Genomic DNA, 20159 nt, shown 5'->3' with positions numbered 1-20159 from the left:
GAAGGAGAGACCGCAGCCATGAGCTCGCTGTTGACCGAGGGCGACCTCATCCACGAGGCCGGGGTGGTGTGGCTGGAGGACCTCCAGGGGCTCGACTACGTCCGCCAGTCGCTGGACAAGACGAAGCGGCGCGCGACCAAGCCTCCGTACGCGCGTGACGGGCGCATGGTGGGCTACGCCCTCCTGGACGAGACCGCCTCGCCGGCCCCGGACAGCGGCCTCTACAGGCGCCGAGTGTTCTTCCTGCTGCCGCACGACCGGGACAGCCTGCCGGACGGCCTGTACCGGGAAGGCGCTCCGGGCGAGGCGGTCGATCCCCGCACCATCGCGCCGAAGCGACCGGGGACGAAGACGCCGAGGTCGCAGAACGGCTGCACGGGTACGGTTCCGCTGGCTCCCTGAGGCGTCGTTCCTCGGGTTCCTGTCCGCCGACCGAGGGGCCGCGGACAGGAAGGCCCGTCCAGGCCCTACACGGCCTCTCCCTGCGGGACCGTGGTCTCCAGGACGAAACGCCGGACCACGTCCGCGAACCGCTCGGGTTCTTCCACGTGTCCGAGGTGGCCGCTGTCCTTCAGGATCACCAGCCGTGAGTCGGGAATCAGTTCGGCCAGCTCGACTCCCCAGCGCAGGCCGCAGATCACGTCGTGCAGACCCACGATCACCAGGGTCGGCACCTCCAGTGCCTTGAGCGCCGCGCGGTCGTCGATCACGTCGGGCACGAGGTCCTCGTCGAGGCCCGAGATGTAGGTGGCCCGGATCGCGTCCCGGAGCGGGCCGTACGTGTCCTCGTTGCCCCAGAAGTCCGCGAAGTACGAAGGCAGCACGCCCTTGGCGACCGCCTTTGTCTGCTCATCACCGGTGAGGGCGGACATCGCGCCGAACGCGGCGAGGACATCGGGCAGCTCCGGGTGCCCGGCGTGCTTCGTGGCGAACGCCTCCACCATGCGGCCGGCCTCCGCACCGTGCTCCGGGCCGGTGACGGGGGCGCCCTCGTACAGGACGACACCCGCCAGCTGCTCGGAGCGGTGCAGGGCGTGGTACGCCGCGACGAAGGCACCGTGGGAGTGGCCCAGCAGATGCACCTTCCGGACGCCGAGCCGGTTGATGAAGGTGCTCAGGAAGGCGCTGTAACGGTCCCGTGTGTATCCGTGCGGGTGCGAGGGCAGACGGTTGTCCTCCGCGGTCCCGATGGGCTCGATGTACACCATGGTCAGGTGCTCCTCGAGGGTCGGCATCCGCATGTACTCCCAGAAGATGCCGGGACCACCGGAGTGGGCCACGCACACCGGGCCGTCGCCGTGGACGTGGTACCGGAGGACCAGCCCGGCGAGCAGGAAGGTGTGGGTGCCCGGTGAGAGCGGATCGGCGTGCGTGACCGACGGGTTCATCGAAACCTCCGAAAGGTGTGGGAACGTGGATCTCTGACGCCGACACGATGCTCGGCAGGTCGAAGAGTTCGGTCCTGGCGATGTGACGCGTCCGGGCGCGGGGGCGTCGAAGAACAGGCCGATGAAGGTCGGAGCAGCTGGGCATGGGGCATGGAGAGCACGCACCCGTCGCGCCGGAGTCCTGGCGTTGGCTCCATGGGGGAGGCCTGGACCGGCGCCGATGGATGGTGGGCTCAGGCTGGGTTCTGTCCACTTCGATCCGTACGCCGAAGAGGCCGGCAACTGACACGCGGGCTGCAACGCACATGGCCACGACGGACACCCTGGCCACTGGCTTGACCCGTGAGGCCTGCGGGATCCGGCGAGAACCGCGGCGCCCTGACCCGTTCCAGGACTGATGCCGCGTCGCCGTCGCGGCTGACGCTCCCGCCCTGCTGCGTTTGGTGCAACGGCATCACGAGCCCGGGTGTCGAACGGGCTTTCGGTGGTGACTGGTCACGGTCCATGACGGGGATTCCCCTCCGTGGGACGAGGTCTGCTCCTCCCACTCTTCGTCGAGGGGCGGTACCCGCACATCCGTCACTTGACGGTCGAGGCCACACGGCCGCAGGCCGGTGGCATGCGCACGGAAGGAGGGAACCCCCGCCCGCGGCGACGGGGGAAGTATGGCCGCGGGCGGGGAGTGTGGGGTCACTTGGCCTGGAGGGGCCCGGCGAAGGACTTGCGGAGGGACGAGGGGGCGACGAGGGGAAGCAGGGCGGCAAGCATTTTGCCCTTGACGGTGCTCGGTTCCCGCGTCAGCTCGACGTCGACCCGGGTGCCCTCGACCTCCGGGGTCATCTTGAAGACCCAGCCGCCGCCGGCTCCGAAGAGCTTGGAGTCGAGGGTGGTGATGGTGACCGTGTCGCCGTCCGGCTCCCACTCGTAGCGCGCGCGTTCCCAGGCCGCGTCGGTGCCCTCGGTGACCTCCGCCCAGGTGTCGCCCTGGTCGTGGACCTGGAAGTGCTCGGCGTCGATCGTGGGCCAGGCCTCGGCGCGGGAGGGGCTGAAGTCGGTCAGCACCGCCAGCACGTCCTTCGGGTCGAGCGTGGAGACGAGGTGGAACCGTACGACTGCCATGGACTTTCCTCACCAAGAAGTAACTGCTCTGATTGGTGATCAAACACTCTCACGAGAGAAAGTAACCAGTCAAGTAGGTTACTTTCACAGGTTCTCTGAACCCGCCCCGGAGAAACCTCTCGAATCCGTGAACCAGGAAAGGGTGCGGAAGCGTTGCTCAGGGTGGGAAGCACCTGCCGTCGGCATCCACCGGCGCCGGGTGATGTGGGCGGTCCTCGTCCACGTGGTCGCATCGAGGACCGTTCCGGCCTGCGACCTGGCCGTCATCCGGGTCGCCGGCGCACCTTCCTCGGGCGGCCCCGCCCTTCCCCCGTGAAGTAGGGGTGGGACCGCCCGGGGCCCTCAGCGGGCCGGCGCGATCCGGATCGTCGCGGCCCTAGGGGGTGTCTTCAAAGCTGATCAAGTGATGAGAGATCATGTCGGCCATGGTGCGTCGTCATGAGCTCTCGGATGCCGAGTGGGCTGTGCTGTCACGGTTCCTGCCGAGTTCGGGGACCGCGGGCCGGCCCCGCGCGGACGACCGGTTGGTGCTGAACGGGATCGTGTGGAAGCTACGGACCGGCTCGGCCTGGCGGGACGTGCCCGAGCGGTACGGCTCCTGGCAGACCCTGTACACCCGGTTCCGCAGGTGGGCCCTGGACGGCACGTTCTCCCGGGTACTGCGGCAGGTCCAGGCGGAGAAGGACACGGCCGGGGACCTCGACTGGCTGGTCTCGGTCGACTCCACGATCGTGCGGGCCCACCAGCACGCCACCGGCGGCAAAAGGGGGCACGAGACGGGGACGAAGCGGGTGATCACGCCCTCGGCCGATCCCGTGGCGGACTGAGCACCAAGCTCCACCTGGCCTGCGACGGGCGAGGGCGCCCGCTCGGCTTCGTCCTCTCGGGCGGCAACGCGAACGACTGCACCCGGTTCGAAGCCGTCCTGGAGTCGATCCGCGTTCCCCGCAACGGGCCGGGCCGTCCGCGCACCCGGCCCGACCACGTCATCGCCGACAAGGGCTACAGCTCCCGGAAGATCCGCCGCTACCTGCGACGACGCGGCATCACCCACACGATCCCCGAACGCGTCGACCAGGCCCTCGGGCGCCTCAACCGGGGCTCGCACGGCGGCCGGCCACCCGCTTTCGACCGGCGGATCTACCGCCTCCGCAACGTAGTCGAACGCTGCTTCAACCGGTTGAAGCAATGGCGCGGCTTGGCCACCCGCTACGACAAAACCCGCGAGTCCTACCAGGCTGCCGTCACCATCGCCTCAATCCTGCTCTGGATCTGACCCCTTTGAAGACGATCTCTAGCACCGGCGCTGTCGACGAGGAAGGCCGCCACCTGCCCGTACTTGTCGCGGAAGGCGTGGTCGATCGCCGGGGACGGCTCGGCCTCGTCGGTGTGGAACTGCACGTCATGGACGACGTCGCCCACCCGGATCCGGCCTCGGCCGTGCTCGCGAGCCGCCTGGTACCAGCGGGACCGCACCCCGCTGTACGCACGCACATACAGCCGCCCGTCCACGGCGACCATGCCGACCTCCACACCGGGGCCGCCGGAGCCGCCGGGCTCACCGGCGGACAGGACCAGGGAGTATGTCTCGGAGAAGGCACGGGCCTCCTCGGGGGCCAGGTGCTCATCGGGTCAGCCCCTCCGTACGGTCGGTCTCGGTCTGCCCGGCCGTCCACGAGGTGAGGATGCGCAGGGCGTCGTGGGAGGCGGTGCCGGGCTCGGCGGTGAGAACCATGAGGCGCTGCCCGGAGCCGTCGGGACTGGACCAGGTGTCACAGTCGAGGGTGAGATCGCCGACGAGCCGGTGGCGGTACCGCTTGGTGCCGTGCGCCGCCCCGTTGACGCGGTGCTCGGCCCACCAGGTGCGGAAGTCCGCATCCTGGACCGACAGGCTCCCGACGAGGTGGGCGAGATCGGGGTCGTCCGGATCGACCGCCGCCTCCATGCGGAGCGCGGCGACCGCGTCGCGGGCGTCGTGTTCCCAATTCCGGTGGAGATCCCGGACCGCCGGATCCGTGAACAGCAGATGCACGTAGTTGCGCCGGGCCGCCGACAGGGACGTGAAGTCGGTGTAGAGGGCCACGGCCGCCGGATTCCAGGCCAGGACGTCCAGGCGCTTGCCGAGGACGAGGGCAGGGGTGTGGGTCAGCTGGTTGAGCAGCCGGCCCATGGCGGGCCGCACCCGCTGGGCGGTCCGCCGGCGGCGCGGACGTGCGTCGGACCGGCCGGCGAGTTCGTACAGGTAGCGCTGCTGGTCCTCGTCCAGGCGCAGGGCGCGGACCAGGGTGGCCAGCACGGTGGCGGAGGCCCGGACCCGGCCCTGTTCCAGCCGGGTGTAGTAGTCCACGCTGATCGCCGCGAGTCGGGCGACCTCCTCGCGGCGCAGCCCGGCCACTCTGCGGGCGGACTCCGGTTCCGGCAGACCGCACTCCTGCGGAGACAACTGCGCCCGGCGGGCCTTGAGGAAGGCACCGAGGTGTGAAGGGGTGGCCGCATTCATGCTCTCCAGTGTCCCGCCTTTGTGCGGCTGGCGACACATGTGCGAGGGGGCAGGATCCTTCCCGGGCTGGAACCCGTCTCTTCCGTTTTCCCCGTCCGGAGCCAGGTGGACACATGCTGAAGGGGTACCGGACACGTGCGTACCGAAACCGGTACGGGACCGGCCGTCATTTGACGGATCCCGCACCGGAGGGCGCGGCGCACAGTGGGAGCGTGCTTCGCCACCGGCCTGAGCGCCGCGGCCGGACCGACCACCCGCTCATGAAAGAGGACCGCACGCCCATGACCGTCATCAACGGCCCGCTGCCCGAGAAGGACCGCGAGATCGCCGGGGCCGCCCTGCAGGCCACCCTGGTCGACCTGCTCGACCTGTCCCTGGTGGCCAAGCAGGCGCACTGGAACCTCTACGGCCCGCGCTTCCGCTCCATCCACCTCCAGCTCGACGAGGTCGTCACCACCGCCAGGACCTTCGCCGACACCGTCGCCGAGCGAGCCGCGGCCCTCGGGGTCAGTCCTGACGGGCGGGCCGCCACCATCGCCGACACCAGCGGAGTGCCCGCCTTCCCGCCGGGCTGGACGCGGGACGGCGAGGCCGTCGAGGCGCTGGTGCGGACGTTCTCCGCGGTCGTCGAGCGTGTGCGCGAGCGCATCGACCGGACGGGCCCGGTGGACGCCGTCACCCAGGACCTCCTGATCGGTCTGACGGCCGAACTGGAGAAGCAGAACTGGATGTTCCAGGCGGAGAACCGGGTCTGAGGACCCGCGGCGGCGCTGTCACCGGCCGTCCGGGCACCCGCACCCGTCAGTGACCGGGGTCCCGGCCCGTAGCTTCCGCAGCCCGGGCCGGGGCGGCACATTAAGTCATTCGACTGTCGTCCCCGGGGCGCCGCCTCACCATCCTGGAAGCGTCGCCCGCGTGCTGGTGCCGGGCGGCCGTCGTGCTCGGAGGAACCAACCGTGGACCGTACTCCCGTCGTCTTCATCCATGGCGCGTGGTTGCACGTGCTGTCCTGGGAGTTGTGGGCGGAACGCTTCGCCCACCGCGGATACCGCCCCCTCGCTCCCGGATGGCCGGGGGAGGCCGCCACGGCGCACGCCGCACGCAAGTCCCCCGGGGCGCTCGCCGGCCTCGGCCTGGAGGCGCTCACCGATCACTACGCCGGCATCGTGCGGTCGCTCGACGTCGCCCCGGTGCTCGTCGGCCACTCCGTGGGCGGTCTCGTCGCGCAGCACCTGCTCGGTCACAACCTCGGCCGGGCGGCCGTGGCCATCGCGGCCGCTCCGATCAACGACGTCCCGCTGCCCGAGGACCCGCGCCGGCGATGGACGCCTGACCAGTACACCGCCGCCGACCCCCTCGTCCCCCTGTCCGCCGCACAGTTCCACCAGAGCCTCGCCAACACCGAGGAGGAGACGGAGGCGTACCGGCTCTTCGAGCGGTATGCGCTGCCCGCCCCGCGCCGACTGCTCACCGACCTCGGATGCGGCGCGGCGGCACGCAGCCCGCGCGCCGCGGCCGACGTCGACAACGCCGGTCGCGGCCCGCTCCTGCTGATCTCCGGGCAGGAGGACCGAATGGTGCCCGACGCGGTCACCCGGGCCGTCTACAAGGAGTACGGAGACAGCACGGCGGTGACCGATCTGAAGCAGTTCGCCGACCGGGCCCACTCGCTCGTTTTCGACAGCGGGTGGCGGCCGGTGGCCGACCACGTACTCGGCTGGCTCGACGAACGCGGCATCCGGGCCCGTGCCGCGAACGCCTGAGCGCGCCTCACGCGTTCGGCTCCGCGGGAAGTGCGTTCAGGGCGTCGCGGAGTGCGGCGCGGGTGGTGATGCCGAGCTTGGGGAAGACGCGGTAGAGGTGGGAGCTGACGGTGCGCGGGGACAGGTGCATGCGCTCGCCGATCTCCTTGTTGGTCAGGCCGCCGGCCGCGAGGGAGGCGATCCGGCGCTCCTGCCAGGTCAGTGCCGCGAGATGGGGCGAGGGGACGGCGGTGGAGGTGCCGGTGGCCCGGAGTTCGCCCCGGGCGCGCTCGGCCCAGGCGGCGGCACCCAGCCGCTCGAACGTGTCGGCCGCCGGGGTGAGGGAGACGCGCGCGATCTTCCTGCCCTGTGTGTGCCGGAGGTGGATGCCGTGGGCGAGGCAGATGCGCGCGTGCTCGAAGGGGAAGTGGGCGGCGGCGGGGTGGTCCTTGGCGCGCCGGTAGAGACGGTCGGCCTCATCGGGATCGGACGCGGTCATGGCCAGGGCGCCGTAGGTGATCATGGACAGGCGGGGCGAGATGTCGGGAAGCCCGGCGTCCCGGGCCGCGAGGGCGTGCCGGCGGGCTTCCTCGGAGCGGCCGGTGTGGAGGGCGGCCTCGACGAGGTCGAGGAGGGTGCGGCTCGCCTGGTGCGCGTACGGCGCGAAGACGCCGGGCGCCGTGATGCCGATGGCGTGGAGGTAGGCGGCTTCGTAGTCGCCCTCGCTGAGCGCGGCGGTCGTGCCGATCGAGTCGGCGACCTGCGTGAGGAAGCCGACACCGCGCGGGCGCGCCCAGGCGTCGACCGCTGCCTGCAGTTCACGGGCGCGTTCGGTCTCGCCCCGCATCGCGGCCAGCATCCCCAGGTAGGCCCGGGTGTGGTGTGCGAACAGCGTGTGCCCGTGGGACGTCGCCAGTTCGAGGTTGCGCTGCCCGGTGCGCTCGGCCTCCCCCCACTCGCCGACCGACATCTGGTCCAGCATGATCAGATGCAGCATGGTCATGGCGGCCGCCACCGCGCCCGTCTCCACCTCACGGTCCACCGTGCGCTGCAGATGGGGGCGGTACCGGCTGAGGGCGTCGACGTGATACGCCGCGACCCCCAGACGGGTGACGTCCCACGGCTCGAGGCCGCAGAGGTTGGTGAAGGCGCTCTCCACCCGCTCCCGCACCCCCGACCCGCGGCGCACCACGTCGCTCCACGCGTCCTGGTACATCCGCGAAGCGGAGGGAAGCAGGTCGTCCATGGACCCGAGCAACTCGTGGGTCTGTTCCCACTGTGCCGGGTCGCTCGCGTACTGATTGATGGCCAGCAGCAGATTGACCAGTCGCGTGAGCACCTCACCCGGTTCCGCCGCCCCGTCCGAGCGCAGCTGCTCGATCGCGGCGACCACCTGCAACTGCGACGAACGCACGTCGCCGTCCTCGTACAGCGCGACATATGCGGAGGCCACGACGGAAGCGGGCGACTCGCCGATCCCGGACGCGGTGTCGGAGCGCACCAACTGCCGGGCCTGGTCCAACCGGCCGGTGTGCCCGGCGATGAAAGCCGCGTCGCCCAGCCTGCGCGACCGCGTCTCACGGTTCTCGCTCAGCTCCGCAGCCCGGGTCAGCCAGGCGACGGCGGCCATCGCGCCGCCCCGGCGCGTCGCGGACTCGGCCGCCGCCTCGAGCGCCGTGGCGACCTCCTCGCTGGGATCGACCGTCGCAGCACCCAGGTGAGCGGCGTGCCGTTCCACGTCCTCGCGGTGCACCCGGGCGAGGGCCGCGTGCGCCGCGCGCCGCTCGTTGGGAGTCGCCATCTGGACGACCGTCGACCGTACCAAGGGGTGGCGGAAGACGAAATCACCGGTGATCGGATCGACGTCCAGCAGGCCCAGGACCGTAGCCTCCTCGGCGTCCCGCATGCGGTAGCGCGTCGCCCGGGTCCCCGAGGGCCCCCGGCCGGCTCCGGCGCCGTCCAGGGCGCCCCTGAGCAGTACCGCGCGTACAGCGCCGTCCAGCTCCTCGATGCGCGAGCCGTACACATCCCGCAGGCGCAGCGGCAGGGGAACCCCGGTGTACCCGAACGGCTCCGCCGGATCGCGCGGGGACCGGCCGCCCCGCAGGTACGGCGGCAGTTCCAGGAGAGCCAGAGGATTTCCCTGGGCCTCCTCCAGGACCAGACGGCGGAGCCGGGGGGCAAGGCCGGGATGGTGCAGATCGAGCAGTTCCTCGGACGCCTTCTCCGACAACGTCGTCACCGGCAACACGGGGAGGGCCGCCGTGTCGAAACCGGAGGACACGTCGGCGCGCAGTCCGACCGCGAGCTTCACCGAGCTGCCGGTGAGCCGGCGTCCGACGAAGCCGAGGACCTCGGTGCTGGACGCGTCCAGCCACTGGCCGTCGTCGAGCACCAGCACGACGGGCTGTTGCGAGGCCGCGAGCGCGAGCAGGTCGAGCACCGCGATCCCGAGGGTCATGACCGACGGAGGCGTGTCCCGGCCGCGGCCGAAGACGACGTCGAAGACCTCGCGATGGCTGTCGTCGAGGCGCTCGATGGAGGAGAGCAGCGGATACAGGAACTGATGCAGACCGGCGAAGGGAAGCCCCGACTCGGCCTCGACGCCCGCAGCCCGCACCACTCGGTGCTGCTCGTCCGCCGCCAGGTCGGCGACGTGGTCGAGCAGGGCGCTCTTGCCCACACCCGTGTCGCCGCGCAGTACGAGTGGCCGTCCCTCGTCGGCCCTCACGAAGTCGGCCAGCACCTCCTGTTCGGGTTCACGGCCGACCAGACTCCCGGTGATCGACTTCAATGTCCCCCACTCCCTTCACGGGCTGCCCCCAGCCCGGTACGGACGCCTTCGCCCGTACATATGATCGTGTGCGCACAGTCGCCGAGGGTACGTCGGTGTTTCCCGTCCGCGGAGACCGGTCCCGGAACACCCGTCGAGCGACGTGCGACACACACCGGAACCAGCCATGTGGCACGGCCGCTCGCTACCCGATTCCTCTTGCGATGGTTCTCCTGAAATCCCCCACTGTGCCGGTGGCATGTCCGTCAACATCCCACCCACGCTTGGGACAAAAGACTAAATCCCTCCAAGGGCTTCCGCCACGGGCATGGCCGAAGCGTTTCTTGCGAAGTGTGCGCATCCACACGCGGACGTGGCAATCCTCACACGACCCATCGCACTTTTCACGCACACGTGTCCCCGGTCCGGGACGAGGGCCGCGGGCCGGCTGGCCGACGGCTTCGGGGCCCATCAGGTCGCGAAGGGGCGGTGGTCGGAGCTCCGGCCACCGCCGGCCGACGAGCACTCCTGCTCACGGTCACGGCGCGGCCGGCGTCGCTGTCGCCGCCCGGATGGAAGCCGGGCCTGCCCGCCGCCATCGGCGGGCGGCGGGCAAGCGCCCCGCACCGCCGGCACATGTGCGGCGAGAGGCATGCGGACCACCGTCAAGTGACTGATGTACGTAGTTCGTCCGGCAGCCACGGTGAGACCGGCCGAACCGTCCGGAAGCCGAGAAGAGGAGCTGACGTGGCCTTCGTGGAGCAGCCGACGCTGAAGAGCAGCAATCCGATACTTTCCCGGCCCCAGTTCGGTCGACGGGGCGGACAGAAGACGGCGGCCGGCGATCCGCGGACCGGGATGGCCATCGCGCGAGACCGGCTGAGGACGGGCGCGGACCTGGAACCGGGGCACGGTCTCACGCCGCCGTTCTCCGTCGGCGACCTGATGACGACAGGCACCGTCCTGCCCCGCGCCGCGGCCTCACTCGGCGTCACGGCCCTCGCCACCGTCCTGTCGTGGACGGCGCTGCCCATCGACCGGATCGGCGCCCCCGCCTCGTACGGCATCGCCACCGCCGCGGCCGTCCTCGCCACCGTGCTCGTGGTGAGGCAGCGCCGCAGCAACCTGCCGTCCCCCTTCCGCACCCTGCTCTTCGCCGCAGTCCAGGGCCTGTTCCTCGGCACGCTCTCCAGGACGGCCTTCCATGAGCTGTCCCTCGGGCTCCTCGTCCAGACCGTCCTCGGGACGATCACGGCTTCCGCCGGCGTCCTCATCGCCTCGGGACTGCACTGGACCCGGGCGAACCGCCGGATCCACGCCTTCGTCGGTGCCGCGCTGCTCGGCCTGCCGCTGCACCTGCGGCAGGTCGAGAAGGGCATCATGCACGGCGCCTGCCGCGACCAGTCCTGGCCGACCGCGTTCGGACTCACCCTGACGCTGGTATGGCTCTACGCGGAGGCCGTGCGGCTGCTCACCCTTCACCAGGGCGATGACTTCTCCTGACCGTGTCACGCGGTCTTGACCACCACGTCGACCTCGACGGCGGCGCCGCCGGGCGCGGAGTCGCACGGGCACAGCCCGTGCGTGAGCGCCTCGAACAGCCGCTGTTCCCGCGAACGCCCCTCCTCCTGGATGCCATGGAGGTCTCGCCGTCGGCGATGAGAGCCTCCGTCGCCGCCTCGAGGGTGCGCAGACGGTTGGAGTGCGCGTCCGATCTCATCGAGGCTCCGTCTCTCCGGCGAGGATGGCGTCGGGAAGCATTGCGGCACACCTTGCCAAGGTCATTTGGAGAAACGTGGCTTGCAGAAATGTACACCGCAGTCAGATGACCGATGTGTGTGTGACGGGCCCTCCACAAGACTGACCACCGAGGACACCACGCACCGAGCGCGGAGGGGGAGAGCATGACAGGACACCAAGGCTGCGGACATCGCTGCTGCAGCCGTACGACGGTCAGGCGGACGTCCGGGCGGCGGCTCAGGGTCGTCGACGGCGGCAGGCCGGTCCTCACCCTGGTCCGGGACCGCGGCGCGGCCCGCCGGACGTCGGCGGAACTCTCCCTGCTGACCCGCGAACCCATGCCCGCCGACGTCCGCGGTGCGCTCGTCACCGAGACGGGCGGCAGGCTCATGGCCACCTGGATGCCGTCGGACGGGCCCTCCCGCATCCCGCCGGGCCGCATCCTGCTCTCCTGGACGGCCGCGTCCGCCGGCCGCACAGACGTCACGGCTCATCTGGGCCTCGCGGGTGCCCAGGTCCTGCTGGCGGTCTGGCCGGGCCTCAGCGGCGAGTGGTCCGGCGTCGTGCGCCCCACTGTCGCCGAGGTGAGCGGTCTGCACGCCGCGCTTCGCCTGGCCACCGCGGCCCTGGACCGACTGACCGACTGACCGACTGAGCCTGCGCTCCTTCGTCTCCGCCTTGAGGGACGTGCCTCACACGTCGCGCCTCGCGGGCGGCGCCGGGGCGTACCGGTGGACTTCGCGGAGGAAGGGAGTGAGCAACTCCAGCACCCGCACCGGGTCTTCGACCGCCGCCGCATGCCCGCCGCGACCGCGGCGAGCCGTGCGTCGGGTGTGCGCGCGGCGAGCTCCACCGAGTGCTCCGGGCCCACGAGCCGGCCCTCCGTCGCCGCGACGACCAGGGTCGGTGCCGTGACCGCCGGAGAGAGTGAACAGTCCCGGACCCGGGCGGGACGGCGCGTGGCGACCCTGATGGCGACCCCCGCACCGAGCGAGGCCCGGTGACCACGAAGGCGTCGAGGTCGGCCGCGCGGGCCGTGGCCACCACCTGGTCCGCCGTCGTGCTCAGCTCGAGTCGGCCGTGGGGGGGAGCGGACCGCGGCCCGAACCCGGCAGATCGGGCAGGAACACGGTGCAGTCCCCGGACAGAGCGTCGACCAACGGGCTCCGGGTGCCCGCCGCCGTGCCTCCGATGCCGTGCAGAAGCACCAGTCCGGGCCCGTGCCCCAGGATGTCGTACGCGAGCATGCGTCGCCTTCTGCCGCCCGTCCGCCCCTACGGGTACGAACGAGGGGACCGTGCGGATCACGTCGGGGGCGGTGGCTCGCGAACGGTGGCGCGGCCGGCAGGAGCGGTGCTCCTCCCGGCCGTCTCGTCGCGGTGCGCCGCCGTGCTCAGCGGACGGCCCGCGGTCCGATCCGCTTCGCCCACGGGTCCCGCACGAGCACGTCGGCCAGCGCCCGCGCACAGCCGACCAGCAACCGCTCGCCCTTCTCCGGACTCGCCACCCGGGCGTCGCCCGCGACACCGGACGGGGCGATCCGGTCGAAGGCCATGGCCATGTACACGGGGTCGGTGGACTCGGCGGGCAGCGTGATCTGCGGTCCGTGGGCCTCGCCGAGGTGCTCGGTACGGACCAGTGCGGGCGTGACGGCCATCATCATCGAGGTCTCGCCCTCGCAGGCGTGCATGAGGCCGTCCTGGGTCTCCAGGGTGTCGCGCACCACCTCGCGTCCGGCGCCGAAGTAGCTGGCGAAGGCGATCGGTGTCGCCAGTTCCACGGTCAGCTCGGTCGTGAGGGCGTGGAGGGCGGTCATGTTCCCGCCGTGCCCGTTGACGATCAGGATGCGGGAGAAGCCGACCCGGATCACGGAGCGGCAGATGTCCCGCAGCAGCGCGTGCAGGGTGGGCAGGGTGAGGGAGATCGTGCCACCGAAGGGCATGTGGTGCTCCGACAGCCCGATCGGGAGGGAGGGCGCCACCACCACGTCGGTGTGCGGCGACGCCAGCTCTGCCGTTCTCCTGGCCACCTCCGCGGCCAGGAAGTCGTCCACGCCGGTGGGCAGGTGAGGGCCGTGCTGCTCGGTGGCACCAATCGGCAGCAGCACCACCGCGTCCCGCGCCGCGCGGGCTCGTAGTTCGGTGGCCGTCAGGCGGTTCCACTGGACTTCGCTCATGTCGGACTCCCGCCCGGAATCAGAGGTGGTCGGCGTCGATCACGGCCTGGGCGAAGGCGGTGGGCGCCTCCTGCGGAAGGTTGTGGCCGATGTTCGTGATGGTGCGGTGCGCGTAGGGGCCGGTGAAGTGGTCGCGGTAGGACGAGCCGTCGCCCGGCGGCGGGGTGAAGGGGTCGAGGGCGGCGTCCAGCGTGATGGTGGGGACGCCGATGGGTGGCTGGCCCGCGAGCACCTTCTCGTAGCGGTCGTAGCGGGGCTCCCCGTCGACCAGACCGATGCGCCAGCGGTAGTTGAACAGGACGATGGCGGCGTAATCGGGGTTCTTGAAGGCCTCGGCGGTGCGCGCGTATGTGGCGTCGTCGAACTTCCAGTTGGGGGAGACGAGGGTCCACACGAACCGGCAGAACGCGATGCGGTTCTCCTCGTTCTCCATCGCCTTCTTGCCGCGTTCGGTGGCGAAGTACCACTGGTACCACCAGTTGTGCTCGACCGCCGCGGCGGCGGGCTCGGCCTGGGCCTTGCGGTTGGTGATGACGTATCCGCTGGTGGAGACGAGGGCCTTGACCCGCTCGGGCCACAGCGCGGCGATGATGTCGGCGGTGCGCGAGCCCCAGTCGAAGCCGGCGAGTACGGCCTTGTCGATCTTCAGCGCGTCCATCAGGGCGATGATGTCGAGCGCGATGGCGGACTGCTCGGCGGTGCGCGGGGTACGGCCGGACAGGAAGCGGGTGCTGCCGTGGCCGCGCAGATACGGAACGATGACGCGGTAGCCCAGGTCGGCGAGGAGCGGGGCGACGTCGACGAAGCTGTGGATGTCGTACGGCCAGCCGTGCAGGCACAGCACGACCGGGCCGTGGCGCGGGCCGAGCTCGGCGTAACCGATGTCGAGGACACCGGCCTTCACGTGCTTGATCGTGCGGAATCCGGTGTGGGTGCCGGGGGCGATGTCCGGCACGGTGGGCACTTGTGAACCGCCCGACCCGTGCGTGACGGACGTGCCCGCCACTGCGGACGCGCCGGTCTGCAGGCCGGTCAGCGAGACCGCCGCCGCACCGGTGCCCAGGCCGACGGCCTTGCTGAAAGTACGCCTGTTGAGCATGTGGAACCCTTCGCCGTGCGATCTCCGGTCATCCGTCCGGGCGGCCGGACCGACGCCCACACTCTGGCGCGCGGCCACGGTGGACACATCAGTCGGATGACGGTCCGGCAGGAAGAGGACGGCCGGGGTCCGGCTGCCGGGTTGTTTGGGTCATTCGACTGAGGCAGCCACCCCCGGGCCCTGCGCCCGAGATGCCTCGGCCCGCTCCTGCCCCTCCTCAGGGGCGTGAACTCCCCCTCGCCGCCCGCGAACTGGATGTCGTACGACTTGTGGCCCGCGGTCGCACCAACGAGGAGCTCACCGCCGAGCTGCACGTCTCCCTGTCCACCGTCAAGACGCACCTCGGCAGCGTCCAACGCAGACTCGCCGCTTGTCATGTGCCCGGCGACACCTGCCGCGGCTCGTGCGTCCCCGGGAGACCGCGACCTCCAGCACCGCCCGCACGGTGTCCGAGGTGGTGGCGCAGAAGTTTACGAAACGCGCCCGCAGACAGATGCGTCCGTCGACGACGGCGGGCGCCGGACAGACCCGGCCTCCATGGACCGGACGAGACATCGAGCGCGTCGGGCAACGTTCCGGCGCGCGTGTGGGCCTGCCCATACGTGAGCGATACACAAACCCTAGGGCTCGCCCTACAGCGCGTCCGCCGGAGCGTCGTGCATGCTGAGGGCATGTGCATCGACATCGTCGTCGTCGACGACGACCCAGGGTTCCGCCGCATCGCCACGATGCTCCTGACGGCACGCGGCCTGCGTGTCGTGGCGGAATCCGCGGACGGTGCCTCGGCCCTGGCCGCTGTGCGGGCGTACCGCCCCCACGGACTGCTGCTCGATCTGCACCTGCCCGACCTGGACGGCCTGAGCGTGGCCCGCCGGCTCGCTCAGGAGGACCACCCGCCGCGGATCGTACTGACCTCGACCGACCGGTCGTTGTGGTCGCGGGAAGAACTGGAGCGTGCCGGCATCGAGTGCTTCGTCGCCAAGGACGAGCTGGCCGACGCGGATCTGCCGGCGCTGTTCACCCCCTTGACGCACTGACCTCCGGGCGGCGGCCCGTCCGGGCCCCTCGGCCGGCTACTGACCGAGGAACCGGAGCACCGCCAGCACCCGCCGGTGCTGCCCGGAAGCCGCCTGGCTGAGACCCAGCTTCATGAAGATGCCGGTCACATGCCGTTCCACGGCCGCGACGCTGACGTACATCTGCTCGGATATCCCGGTGTTGGAGTGGCCCTCCGCCATCAGCGCGAGCACCTGCCGTTCCTTCGGCGTCAGCGCCGCCAGGGGGCCCAGCGGACGCTTCCTGCCCAGCAGTGCCGAGATGACGTCCGGATCAAGCGCCGAGTCACGGGCCATGACGCGCTCCACGGCGTCGACCAGGACCTGGGGACTGGCCACCTTCTCCTTCAGCAGGTAGCCCACCCCGCTCGGGTCGTCGCCGACCAGGTCGAGCGCGTAGGAGGCGTCGAGGAACTGGGACAGGACGATGACCGCTGTCTCCGGCCGCGCCGCGCGGATCGCCCGCACGGCGCCGAGACCGTCCGCCTCCAGGGTCGGCGGCATCCTGATGTCCGTGATCACCACATCCGGGCGGTGCTCCTCGGCGGCGCGGACCAGATCCACCGCGTTGTCCACGGCCGCGACTACGTCGATGCCCGCCCTGCCCAGGATGGCCGCGATCCCCTCCCGCACGATCGGCTGGTCCTCCCCGAGCACCGCCCGCACTGGTTCGCTCATGGCCGCATCGTAGCCTGGGCCGACGCACACACACCTGACTTCGAGGTGTGCGGTCCGGTGCACGGGGACCGCCGCCCGGTGGTGGGCGAGGAGCGCGGAAGTGTGGGGTGTGCCCTACGAAAGGGTGGGGGATCCCCGACGCGGGCCGAGGGAGCACACGACAGATTCCGGGAGGGCAGCGGCCGAGACTGGCAAGGCGAACCGGTCGACTACCTAGGAGGCAACCATGAAGAAGTGCCACCTCTCCCTGGAGAGCACCCTCTGGGTGACCACCGAGCTCCCCCTGGACCTGACCTGCGAGTTCTCCTACGACACCAGTGACCCTCTGGCCGTCACCCTGGTCCTCGACAGCGAGGGGGAGCGGCCGGTGCGCTGGAACTTCTGCCGGCAGCTGCTCGCCGACGGTCTCGTCGCCCGGGCCGGCCAGGGCGAGGTCGTCCTCTGGCCGCTTCCCGCCGCCGACAACGAGCCGGCCTCCTTCTGCGTACAGGTGGGAGGAAGGGGCCGCATGGCGCTCTTCGAGATCCCCTCCGAGCCGGTCGCCCAGTGGCTCGCCCGCACCTGGGCCATGGTGCCCAGCGGCACCGAACTGGACGGCGTCGACTGGGACGAGCTGCTCCAGCTCGCCGACTGAGCTGCCGGATGTCCGTACGTCCTGTGATCCGTATGAAGGCCGGCTCAGTCCGGTACCGGTATCCGGATCACGAGCGTCGTCCCGGCCCCGGAAGGGGAATCGATGGTCAGCTTGCCGTCGAACGCCCCCACACGGTCCGCCAGCCCCGTCAGCCCGCTGCCCGCCGCGGCCTTGCCCGCGCCACCGATCCCGTCGTCGGCCACCTCGATCCGCAGCCCCTCCCCGAACTCCACGCGGACGTCGATCCGCGAGGCCCGCGCGTGCTTGACCGCGTTGGTCACGGCCTCGGCCACCACGAAGTACGCGTTCGCTTCCACCGTCGAGGAGATCCGGCGCTCGTCCTCGCACACGACCACCACGGGCACCGGGCATCGTGACGCCAGGTCCCGCACCGCGGGCACCAGACCTTTGACCGTCAGCACCAGCGGGTAGATGCCCGAGGCCAGCTCCCTCAGTTCGTTGATCGCCGTCTGGGCGATCTCGATCGACTGGTCCATCAGATCGATCGCGGCCGCCTCCGAGTCGGGCAGCAGCTCCCGGGCCAGCCGCAAACCGATCATCAGGCTCACCAACCGCTGCTGTGCCCCGTCGTGCAGGTCCCGTGCGGTACGCCGGTGCACCGCCTGGGTGCTCTCCATGATGCGCCGGCGGCTGTCCTGGAGAGAGGCCGCCATGCTGTTGAAGGACGTGCCCAGCGCCCCGATCTCCGCGATCCTGCTCGGGGCGATCCGCACCCCCAGGTCACCGCCCGCCAACTCCTGCGCCGCTGCCGCCGCCCCGCGCACCGGCCGCACCACGGCACGGTGCTGCAGCACCGTGAAGACGGCACACAGCGCGGTCGACGCCGCGAGTCCCACCGCGGCGGCGAGCACCGCCTGGTGGCTGTTGGTCCCGGCGGCGTCCGTACGTTCCGCGAGCTGCGCACGCTCGTCGGTCACGTACCGGTCGAACCGCGCCCGCAGGTCGTCCACGCGGCGCTTCCCCTCGGTGGCCTGCTCGAGGCCACCGGCAGCGGGATCGCCGCGCCGGACCATCTCGACCAGCGGGATCGAGTAGTCGTCGAGGAACGACCGCACGTCCCGGGCGATCCGCTCGGCGGTGCGCCGCTGCTGCTCGGAGGTGGCGCTGTCGGTGAACCGCCGGGTCTCCGCGGACAGCGCCCCGCGCGCCGCGTGCCACGGCTCCAGGAACTCCTCGCGCTCGGTGATGACGAAGCCGCGCTGTCCGGTCTCCAGGTCCACGAGCAGCTGCTCCATGCTTCCGGCGTTGACCAGGGCGGTCCGGGAAGCCCGCCTGGCCGAGATGGAGTTGTTCGCGTCGTTGATCGCCCACAGCAGGACGGCGAACGCGACACCGATGAGCAGGGCGAGAAGGCCGCTCGTCGCCACCGTGAGGCTGGTCAGCCCGAGTCGCCGACCGTTGTGTTCCCGTCCTGTGCTCATGGTTCGCCCGCCCCCGATGGAAAGTGATGAGACGTCAAAGTGTGCAACGTATCTTCGGGGAGTAGAAGCTTTGCCGGAACATATGCCGCCCTCCCCGACACACCTGGGCTGACCCGGTAGACAGGAAAGAAGCTCGGAAAGCTGATGGATGCCGTGATCGGCGACCTGGTCCCCGGCGACCTGTCCGATCCGGTCACGGCGCTGTGCCGGCTGTCTCGGCCGGAGCCATTGCTAGGGCGTCATCTTGTCCTCGCCCTGGTTGCGGTCGCGGTGGGGGTGTTCCTCATCCGAAGACAGAGACGATCAGCGCCTGACGGAGCTGCGGAGGGAGTACTGCCTGAGGCTGGGGAAGTGGCAGGATGCGCGGCGAGCCGCGGGGGCCAAGACGCCGGCTTCGGGGCGCTGACCGACTGAGCCCTGTCCTGTGCCCGGGTGTGAGCTGAGAATTTGCACGGAGGTGCGGTCGGTGGGTGGGCTGTACGGCACCGCCCCGCACCGGTTCGGTGCCGTCCCGGTCCGGCACGTTCACTGCGCCTCGGCTGCCCGAACGATGCCGGCGACCCCGGCCGAGATCGGTCTGCGGACGTCTGATCAACGCCGCCGCCGTGATGACGGGCAGAGGGGAGTTTGCCGAGCGTGGCCCGCACCGTGACGGGCCCGGCCCATGATGAGACGGTCGCCGACGTCGTGCCGTGGCCCGCAAACGTGGCGGCGACTACCGCCACGGTGCGGAGCGCCGGAACTGATGAGGTGCGGCCGGTTCGAGCTGCCCCCCATCCACGGCGTCGAGGAGGCGCCGGCCGTCACGTACCGGCGCGAGTGTCACCCGGGCCCCGGGGAGGCGCTTGCATTGTGCGCAATCACCGGTCAGTATGGTTACGTGAATCATGCCTTTCCCTGCGGGACGCTCTGCCTGGACTTCGTCGGCACGCTGCGGGCGCGGCGCAACGCCGCCCCGCTGGAGAAGCTGGCCACGCCCGGTCTGCTGGACGACTGGTTCGTCGAGTCGGGAATGATGGATCTGGAGCCCGGGGCGAGCGAGGCGGAGGTGGCCTTCGCCGTGCAGCTGCGCGAGGCCGTCTACGACCTGGTCGCGGCGCGGCTCGACGGCCGGCCGCTGCCCCCGGAGGCGGTGGCCGAGGTGAACATGCACGCCTCCGGTCTGCCGGTGACGGTGCGGCTGGGAGCGGAAGGTGTCATCCGGACCGGCCCGGTCTCCCAGGGGCTGGCCTCGCTGGCCCGCGAGACGGTGGAGCTCGTGGGCGGGGACGACGCCGCGCTGCTGCGGGAGTGCGCCCGCCCGGAGTGCACCCAGGTCTACCTCGACCGCTCGCGCGGGCACCGACGGGAATGGTGCGCCATGAAGACCTGCGGCAACCGGGTCAAGGCCGCAAACTACCGGGCGCGCCAGCACGCCGCCCAAGCCTGACCCGCCCCCTCCGCGCCGCCGGCTCACACCCGTACGAGGTGCACCATCGTGCTGGACCAGTCGGCGAGCGGCAGGTCGAGCCGCAGGCCGTACTCGGTGAGGACGGCGGAGTGGTGGACGGCGCCGGTGCGGACGTCCCGGTAGCGGGTGTGCGGGGTCAGCCCGTGCAGCCGTACCGGCCATCGCGGAGACCCGTGGAGCGGACCCCTGTTGCCACGCCAGGGTGAGGGCTTCCGAGGCGTCCGCGGCGGCGTACTGCACCACGGGCGGACCCTCGCCGTACGGCCCGGACAGCCGGTACTGATCGCCCCTGCACCAGGTGACGCACCCCCTTGTACGCGGCGACCAGGCCGGCATCCTCGGCCAGGTCCTCCTCCGTCCACC

20 protein-coding genes and 1 pseudogene are annotated in these 20159 nt (G+C 71.0%); 10 read left to right on the top strand and 11 right to left on the bottom strand.

Annotation, left to right across the window (positions count from 1 at the left end; translation table 11 throughout):
- The first annotated feature begins 18 nt into the window (after window positions 1–18).
- Window positions 19–402, top strand: coding sequence for a DUF6009 family protein (locus BLW86_RS39665; protein WP_093879172.1), 384 nt, complete (start codon window positions 19–21; stop codon window positions 400–402).
- A gap of 65 nt (window positions 403–467) precedes the next feature.
- Here the strand turns inward: BLW86_RS39665 and BLW86_RS39660 are convergent, their stop codons facing one another.
- Window positions 468–1388, bottom strand: a complete 921-nt coding sequence (locus BLW86_RS39660; RefSeq protein ID WP_093879171.1) for an alpha/beta fold hydrolase — start codon at window positions 1386–1388, stop codon at window positions 468–470.
- A gap of 690 nt (window positions 1389–2078) precedes the next feature.
- Complete coding sequence (locus BLW86_RS39655; RefSeq protein WP_093879170.1) at window positions 2079–2507, bottom strand: SRPBCC family protein; 429 nt, start codon at window positions 2505–2507, stop codon at window positions 2079–2081.
- Window positions 2508–2932: 425 nt separating this feature from the next.
- Between BLW86_RS39655 and BLW86_RS39650 the strand changes: the two genes are divergently transcribed.
- Window positions 2933–3783, top strand: a protein-coding gene (locus BLW86_RS39650) for an IS5 family transposase (protein ID WP_371129694.1) whose coding sequence is annotated in 2 segments (ribosomal slippage) — window positions 2933–3284 and window positions 3284–3783 — 852 coding nt in all. Because the reading frame shifts where the segments join, the coding sequence is not laid out codon by codon here.
- Here the strand turns inward: BLW86_RS39650 and BLW86_RS39645 are convergent.
- Together BLW86_RS39645 and BLW86_RS39640 are read right to left on the bottom strand one after the other, a co-directional pair.
- Window positions 3738–4127 (bottom strand): DUF2255 family protein, encoded by a 390-nt coding sequence (locus tag BLW86_RS39645; protein WP_093879169.1) that lies wholly within the window; start codon window positions 4125–4127, stop codon window positions 3738–3740. The genes BLW86_RS39650 and BLW86_RS39645 overlap by 46 nt on opposite strands.
- Before the next feature lie 4 nt (window positions 4128–4131).
- Window positions 4132–5007: a helix-turn-helix domain-containing protein gene (locus BLW86_RS39640; RefSeq protein ID WP_093879168.1), complete on the bottom strand. Its 876-nt coding sequence runs from the start codon at window positions 5005–5007 to the stop codon at window positions 4132–4134.
- A gap of 281 nt (window positions 5008–5288) precedes the next feature.
- Here BLW86_RS39640 and BLW86_RS39635 point away from each other — a divergent pair, with 281 nt between their 5' ends.
- Together BLW86_RS39635 and BLW86_RS39630 are read left to right on the top strand one after the other, a co-directional pair.
- Window positions 5289–5762: a Dps family protein gene (locus tag BLW86_RS39635; RefSeq protein ID WP_093879167.1), complete on the top strand. Its 474-nt coding sequence runs from the start codon at window positions 5289–5291 to the stop codon at window positions 5760–5762.
- A gap of 201 nt (window positions 5763–5963) precedes the next feature.
- Window positions 5964–6770, top strand: coding sequence for an alpha/beta hydrolase (locus BLW86_RS39630; protein WP_093879166.1), 807 nt, complete (start codon window positions 5964–5966; stop codon window positions 6768–6770).
- Between the two features lie 7 nt (window positions 6771–6777).
- Here BLW86_RS39630 and BLW86_RS39625 read toward each other — a convergent pair whose 3' ends face one another.
- Window positions 6778–9543: a helix-turn-helix transcriptional regulator gene (locus BLW86_RS39625; RefSeq protein WP_093879165.1), complete on the bottom strand. Its 2766-nt coding sequence runs from the start codon at window positions 9541–9543 to the stop codon at window positions 6778–6780.
- Between the two features lie 726 nt (window positions 9544–10269).
- On the opposite strand from BLW86_RS39625, the gene BLW86_RS39620 reads away from it, so the two are divergent.
- Both BLW86_RS39620 and BLW86_RS43735 read left to right on the top strand, forming a co-directional pair.
- The gene (locus tag BLW86_RS39620) at window positions 10270–11025 is read left to right on the top strand and encodes a Bax inhibitor-1/YccA family membrane protein (RefSeq protein ID WP_093879164.1); all 756 of its coding nucleotides are present in this window, start codon (window positions 10270–10272) and stop codon (window positions 11023–11025) included.
- A gap of 401 nt (window positions 11026–11426) precedes the next feature.
- The gene (locus tag BLW86_RS43735; protein WP_256341771.1) at window positions 11427–11909 is read left to right on the top strand and encodes a hypothetical protein; all 483 of its coding nucleotides are present in this window, start codon (window positions 11427–11429) and stop codon (window positions 11907–11909) included.
- Window positions 11910–12326: 417 nt separating this feature from the next.
- Here the strand turns inward: BLW86_RS43735 and BLW86_RS44225 are convergent, their stop codons facing one another.
- The 3 genes from BLW86_RS44225 to BLW86_RS39600 all read right to left on the bottom strand — a co-directional run bounded on the left by BLW86_RS44225 (window position 12327) and on the right by BLW86_RS39600 (window position 14537).
- The gene (locus tag BLW86_RS44225; protein WP_371129693.1) at window positions 12327–12509 is read right to left on the bottom strand and encodes an alpha/beta fold hydrolase; all 183 of its coding nucleotides are present in this window, start codon (window positions 12507–12509) and stop codon (window positions 12327–12329) included.
- Window positions 12510–12655: 146 nt separating this feature from the next.
- Window positions 12656–13438 carry a creatininase family protein gene (locus tag BLW86_RS39605; RefSeq protein ID WP_093879163.1) on the bottom strand — a complete coding sequence of 261 codons (783 nt, stop codon included), beginning with the start codon at window positions 13436–13438 and terminating at the stop codon, window positions 12656–12658.
- Window positions 13439–13457: 19 nt separating this feature from the next.
- Window positions 13458–14537 carry an alpha/beta fold hydrolase gene (locus BLW86_RS39600; RefSeq protein ID WP_093879162.1) on the bottom strand — a complete coding sequence of 360 codons (1080 nt, stop codon included), beginning with the start codon at window positions 14535–14537 and terminating at the stop codon, window positions 13458–13460.
- Window positions 14538–14713: 176 nt separating this feature from the next.
- On the opposite strand from BLW86_RS39600, the pseudogene BLW86_RS39595 reads away from it, so the two are divergent.
- Together BLW86_RS39595 and BLW86_RS39590 are read left to right on the top strand one after the other, a co-directional pair.
- Window positions 14714–14908 (top strand): annotated as a pseudogene (locus BLW86_RS39595) (helix-turn-helix transcriptional regulator); the annotation flags it as partial.
- A 300-nt stretch (window positions 14909–15208) separates the two neighbouring features.
- On the top strand, window positions 15209–15574 hold the full coding sequence (locus BLW86_RS39590; protein ID WP_093879318.1) for a response regulator: 366 nt from the start codon (window positions 15209–15211) through the stop codon (window positions 15572–15574).
- A 36-nt stretch (window positions 15575–15610) separates the two neighbouring features.
- On the opposite strand, the gene BLW86_RS39585 is transcribed toward BLW86_RS39590, so the two are convergent.
- Window positions 15611–16270, bottom strand: coding sequence for a response regulator transcription factor (locus tag BLW86_RS39585; RefSeq protein WP_093879161.1), 660 nt, complete (start codon window positions 16268–16270; stop codon window positions 15611–15613).
- 226 nt (window positions 16271–16496) lie between these two features.
- On the opposite strand from BLW86_RS39585, the gene BLW86_RS39580 reads away from it, so the two are divergent.
- Window positions 16497–16904 carry an SsgA family sporulation/cell division regulator gene (locus BLW86_RS39580; protein ID WP_093879160.1) on the top strand — a complete coding sequence of 136 codons (408 nt, stop codon included), beginning with the start codon at window positions 16497–16499 and terminating at the stop codon, window positions 16902–16904.
- A gap of 44 nt (window positions 16905–16948) precedes the next feature.
- On the opposite strand, the gene BLW86_RS39575 is transcribed toward BLW86_RS39580, so the two are convergent.
- Window positions 16949–18346, bottom strand: a complete 1398-nt coding sequence (locus BLW86_RS39575; protein WP_093879159.1) for a CHASE3 domain-containing protein — start codon at window positions 18344–18346, stop codon at window positions 16949–16951.
- An 880-nt stretch (window positions 18347–19226) separates the two neighbouring features.
- Between BLW86_RS39575 and BLW86_RS39570 the strand changes: the two genes are divergently transcribed.
- Window positions 19227–19775 carry a CGNR zinc finger domain-containing protein gene (locus BLW86_RS39570; RefSeq protein ID WP_093879158.1) on the top strand — a complete coding sequence of 183 codons (549 nt, stop codon included), beginning with the start codon at window positions 19227–19229 and terminating at the stop codon, window positions 19773–19775.
- Window positions 19776–19798: 23 nt separating this feature from the next.
- Here BLW86_RS39570 and BLW86_RS44220 read toward each other — a convergent pair whose 3' ends face one another.
- A complete protein-coding gene (locus BLW86_RS44220) occupies window positions 19799–20158 on the bottom strand; it encodes a GH36 C-terminal domain-containing protein (RefSeq protein WP_371129692.1) in 360 nt (119 codons plus the stop codon).
- Between the last annotated feature and the right edge of the window lies 1 nt (window position 20159).

It is taken from the genome of Streptomyces sp. TLI_105 (assembly GCF_900105415.1).
Classification (GTDB): domain Bacteria; phylum Actinomycetota; class Actinomycetes; order Streptomycetales; family Streptomycetaceae; genus Streptomyces.
Note: the sequence above shows the minus strand (reverse complement) of the source record. Positions and strands in the feature narration are given on the sequence as shown.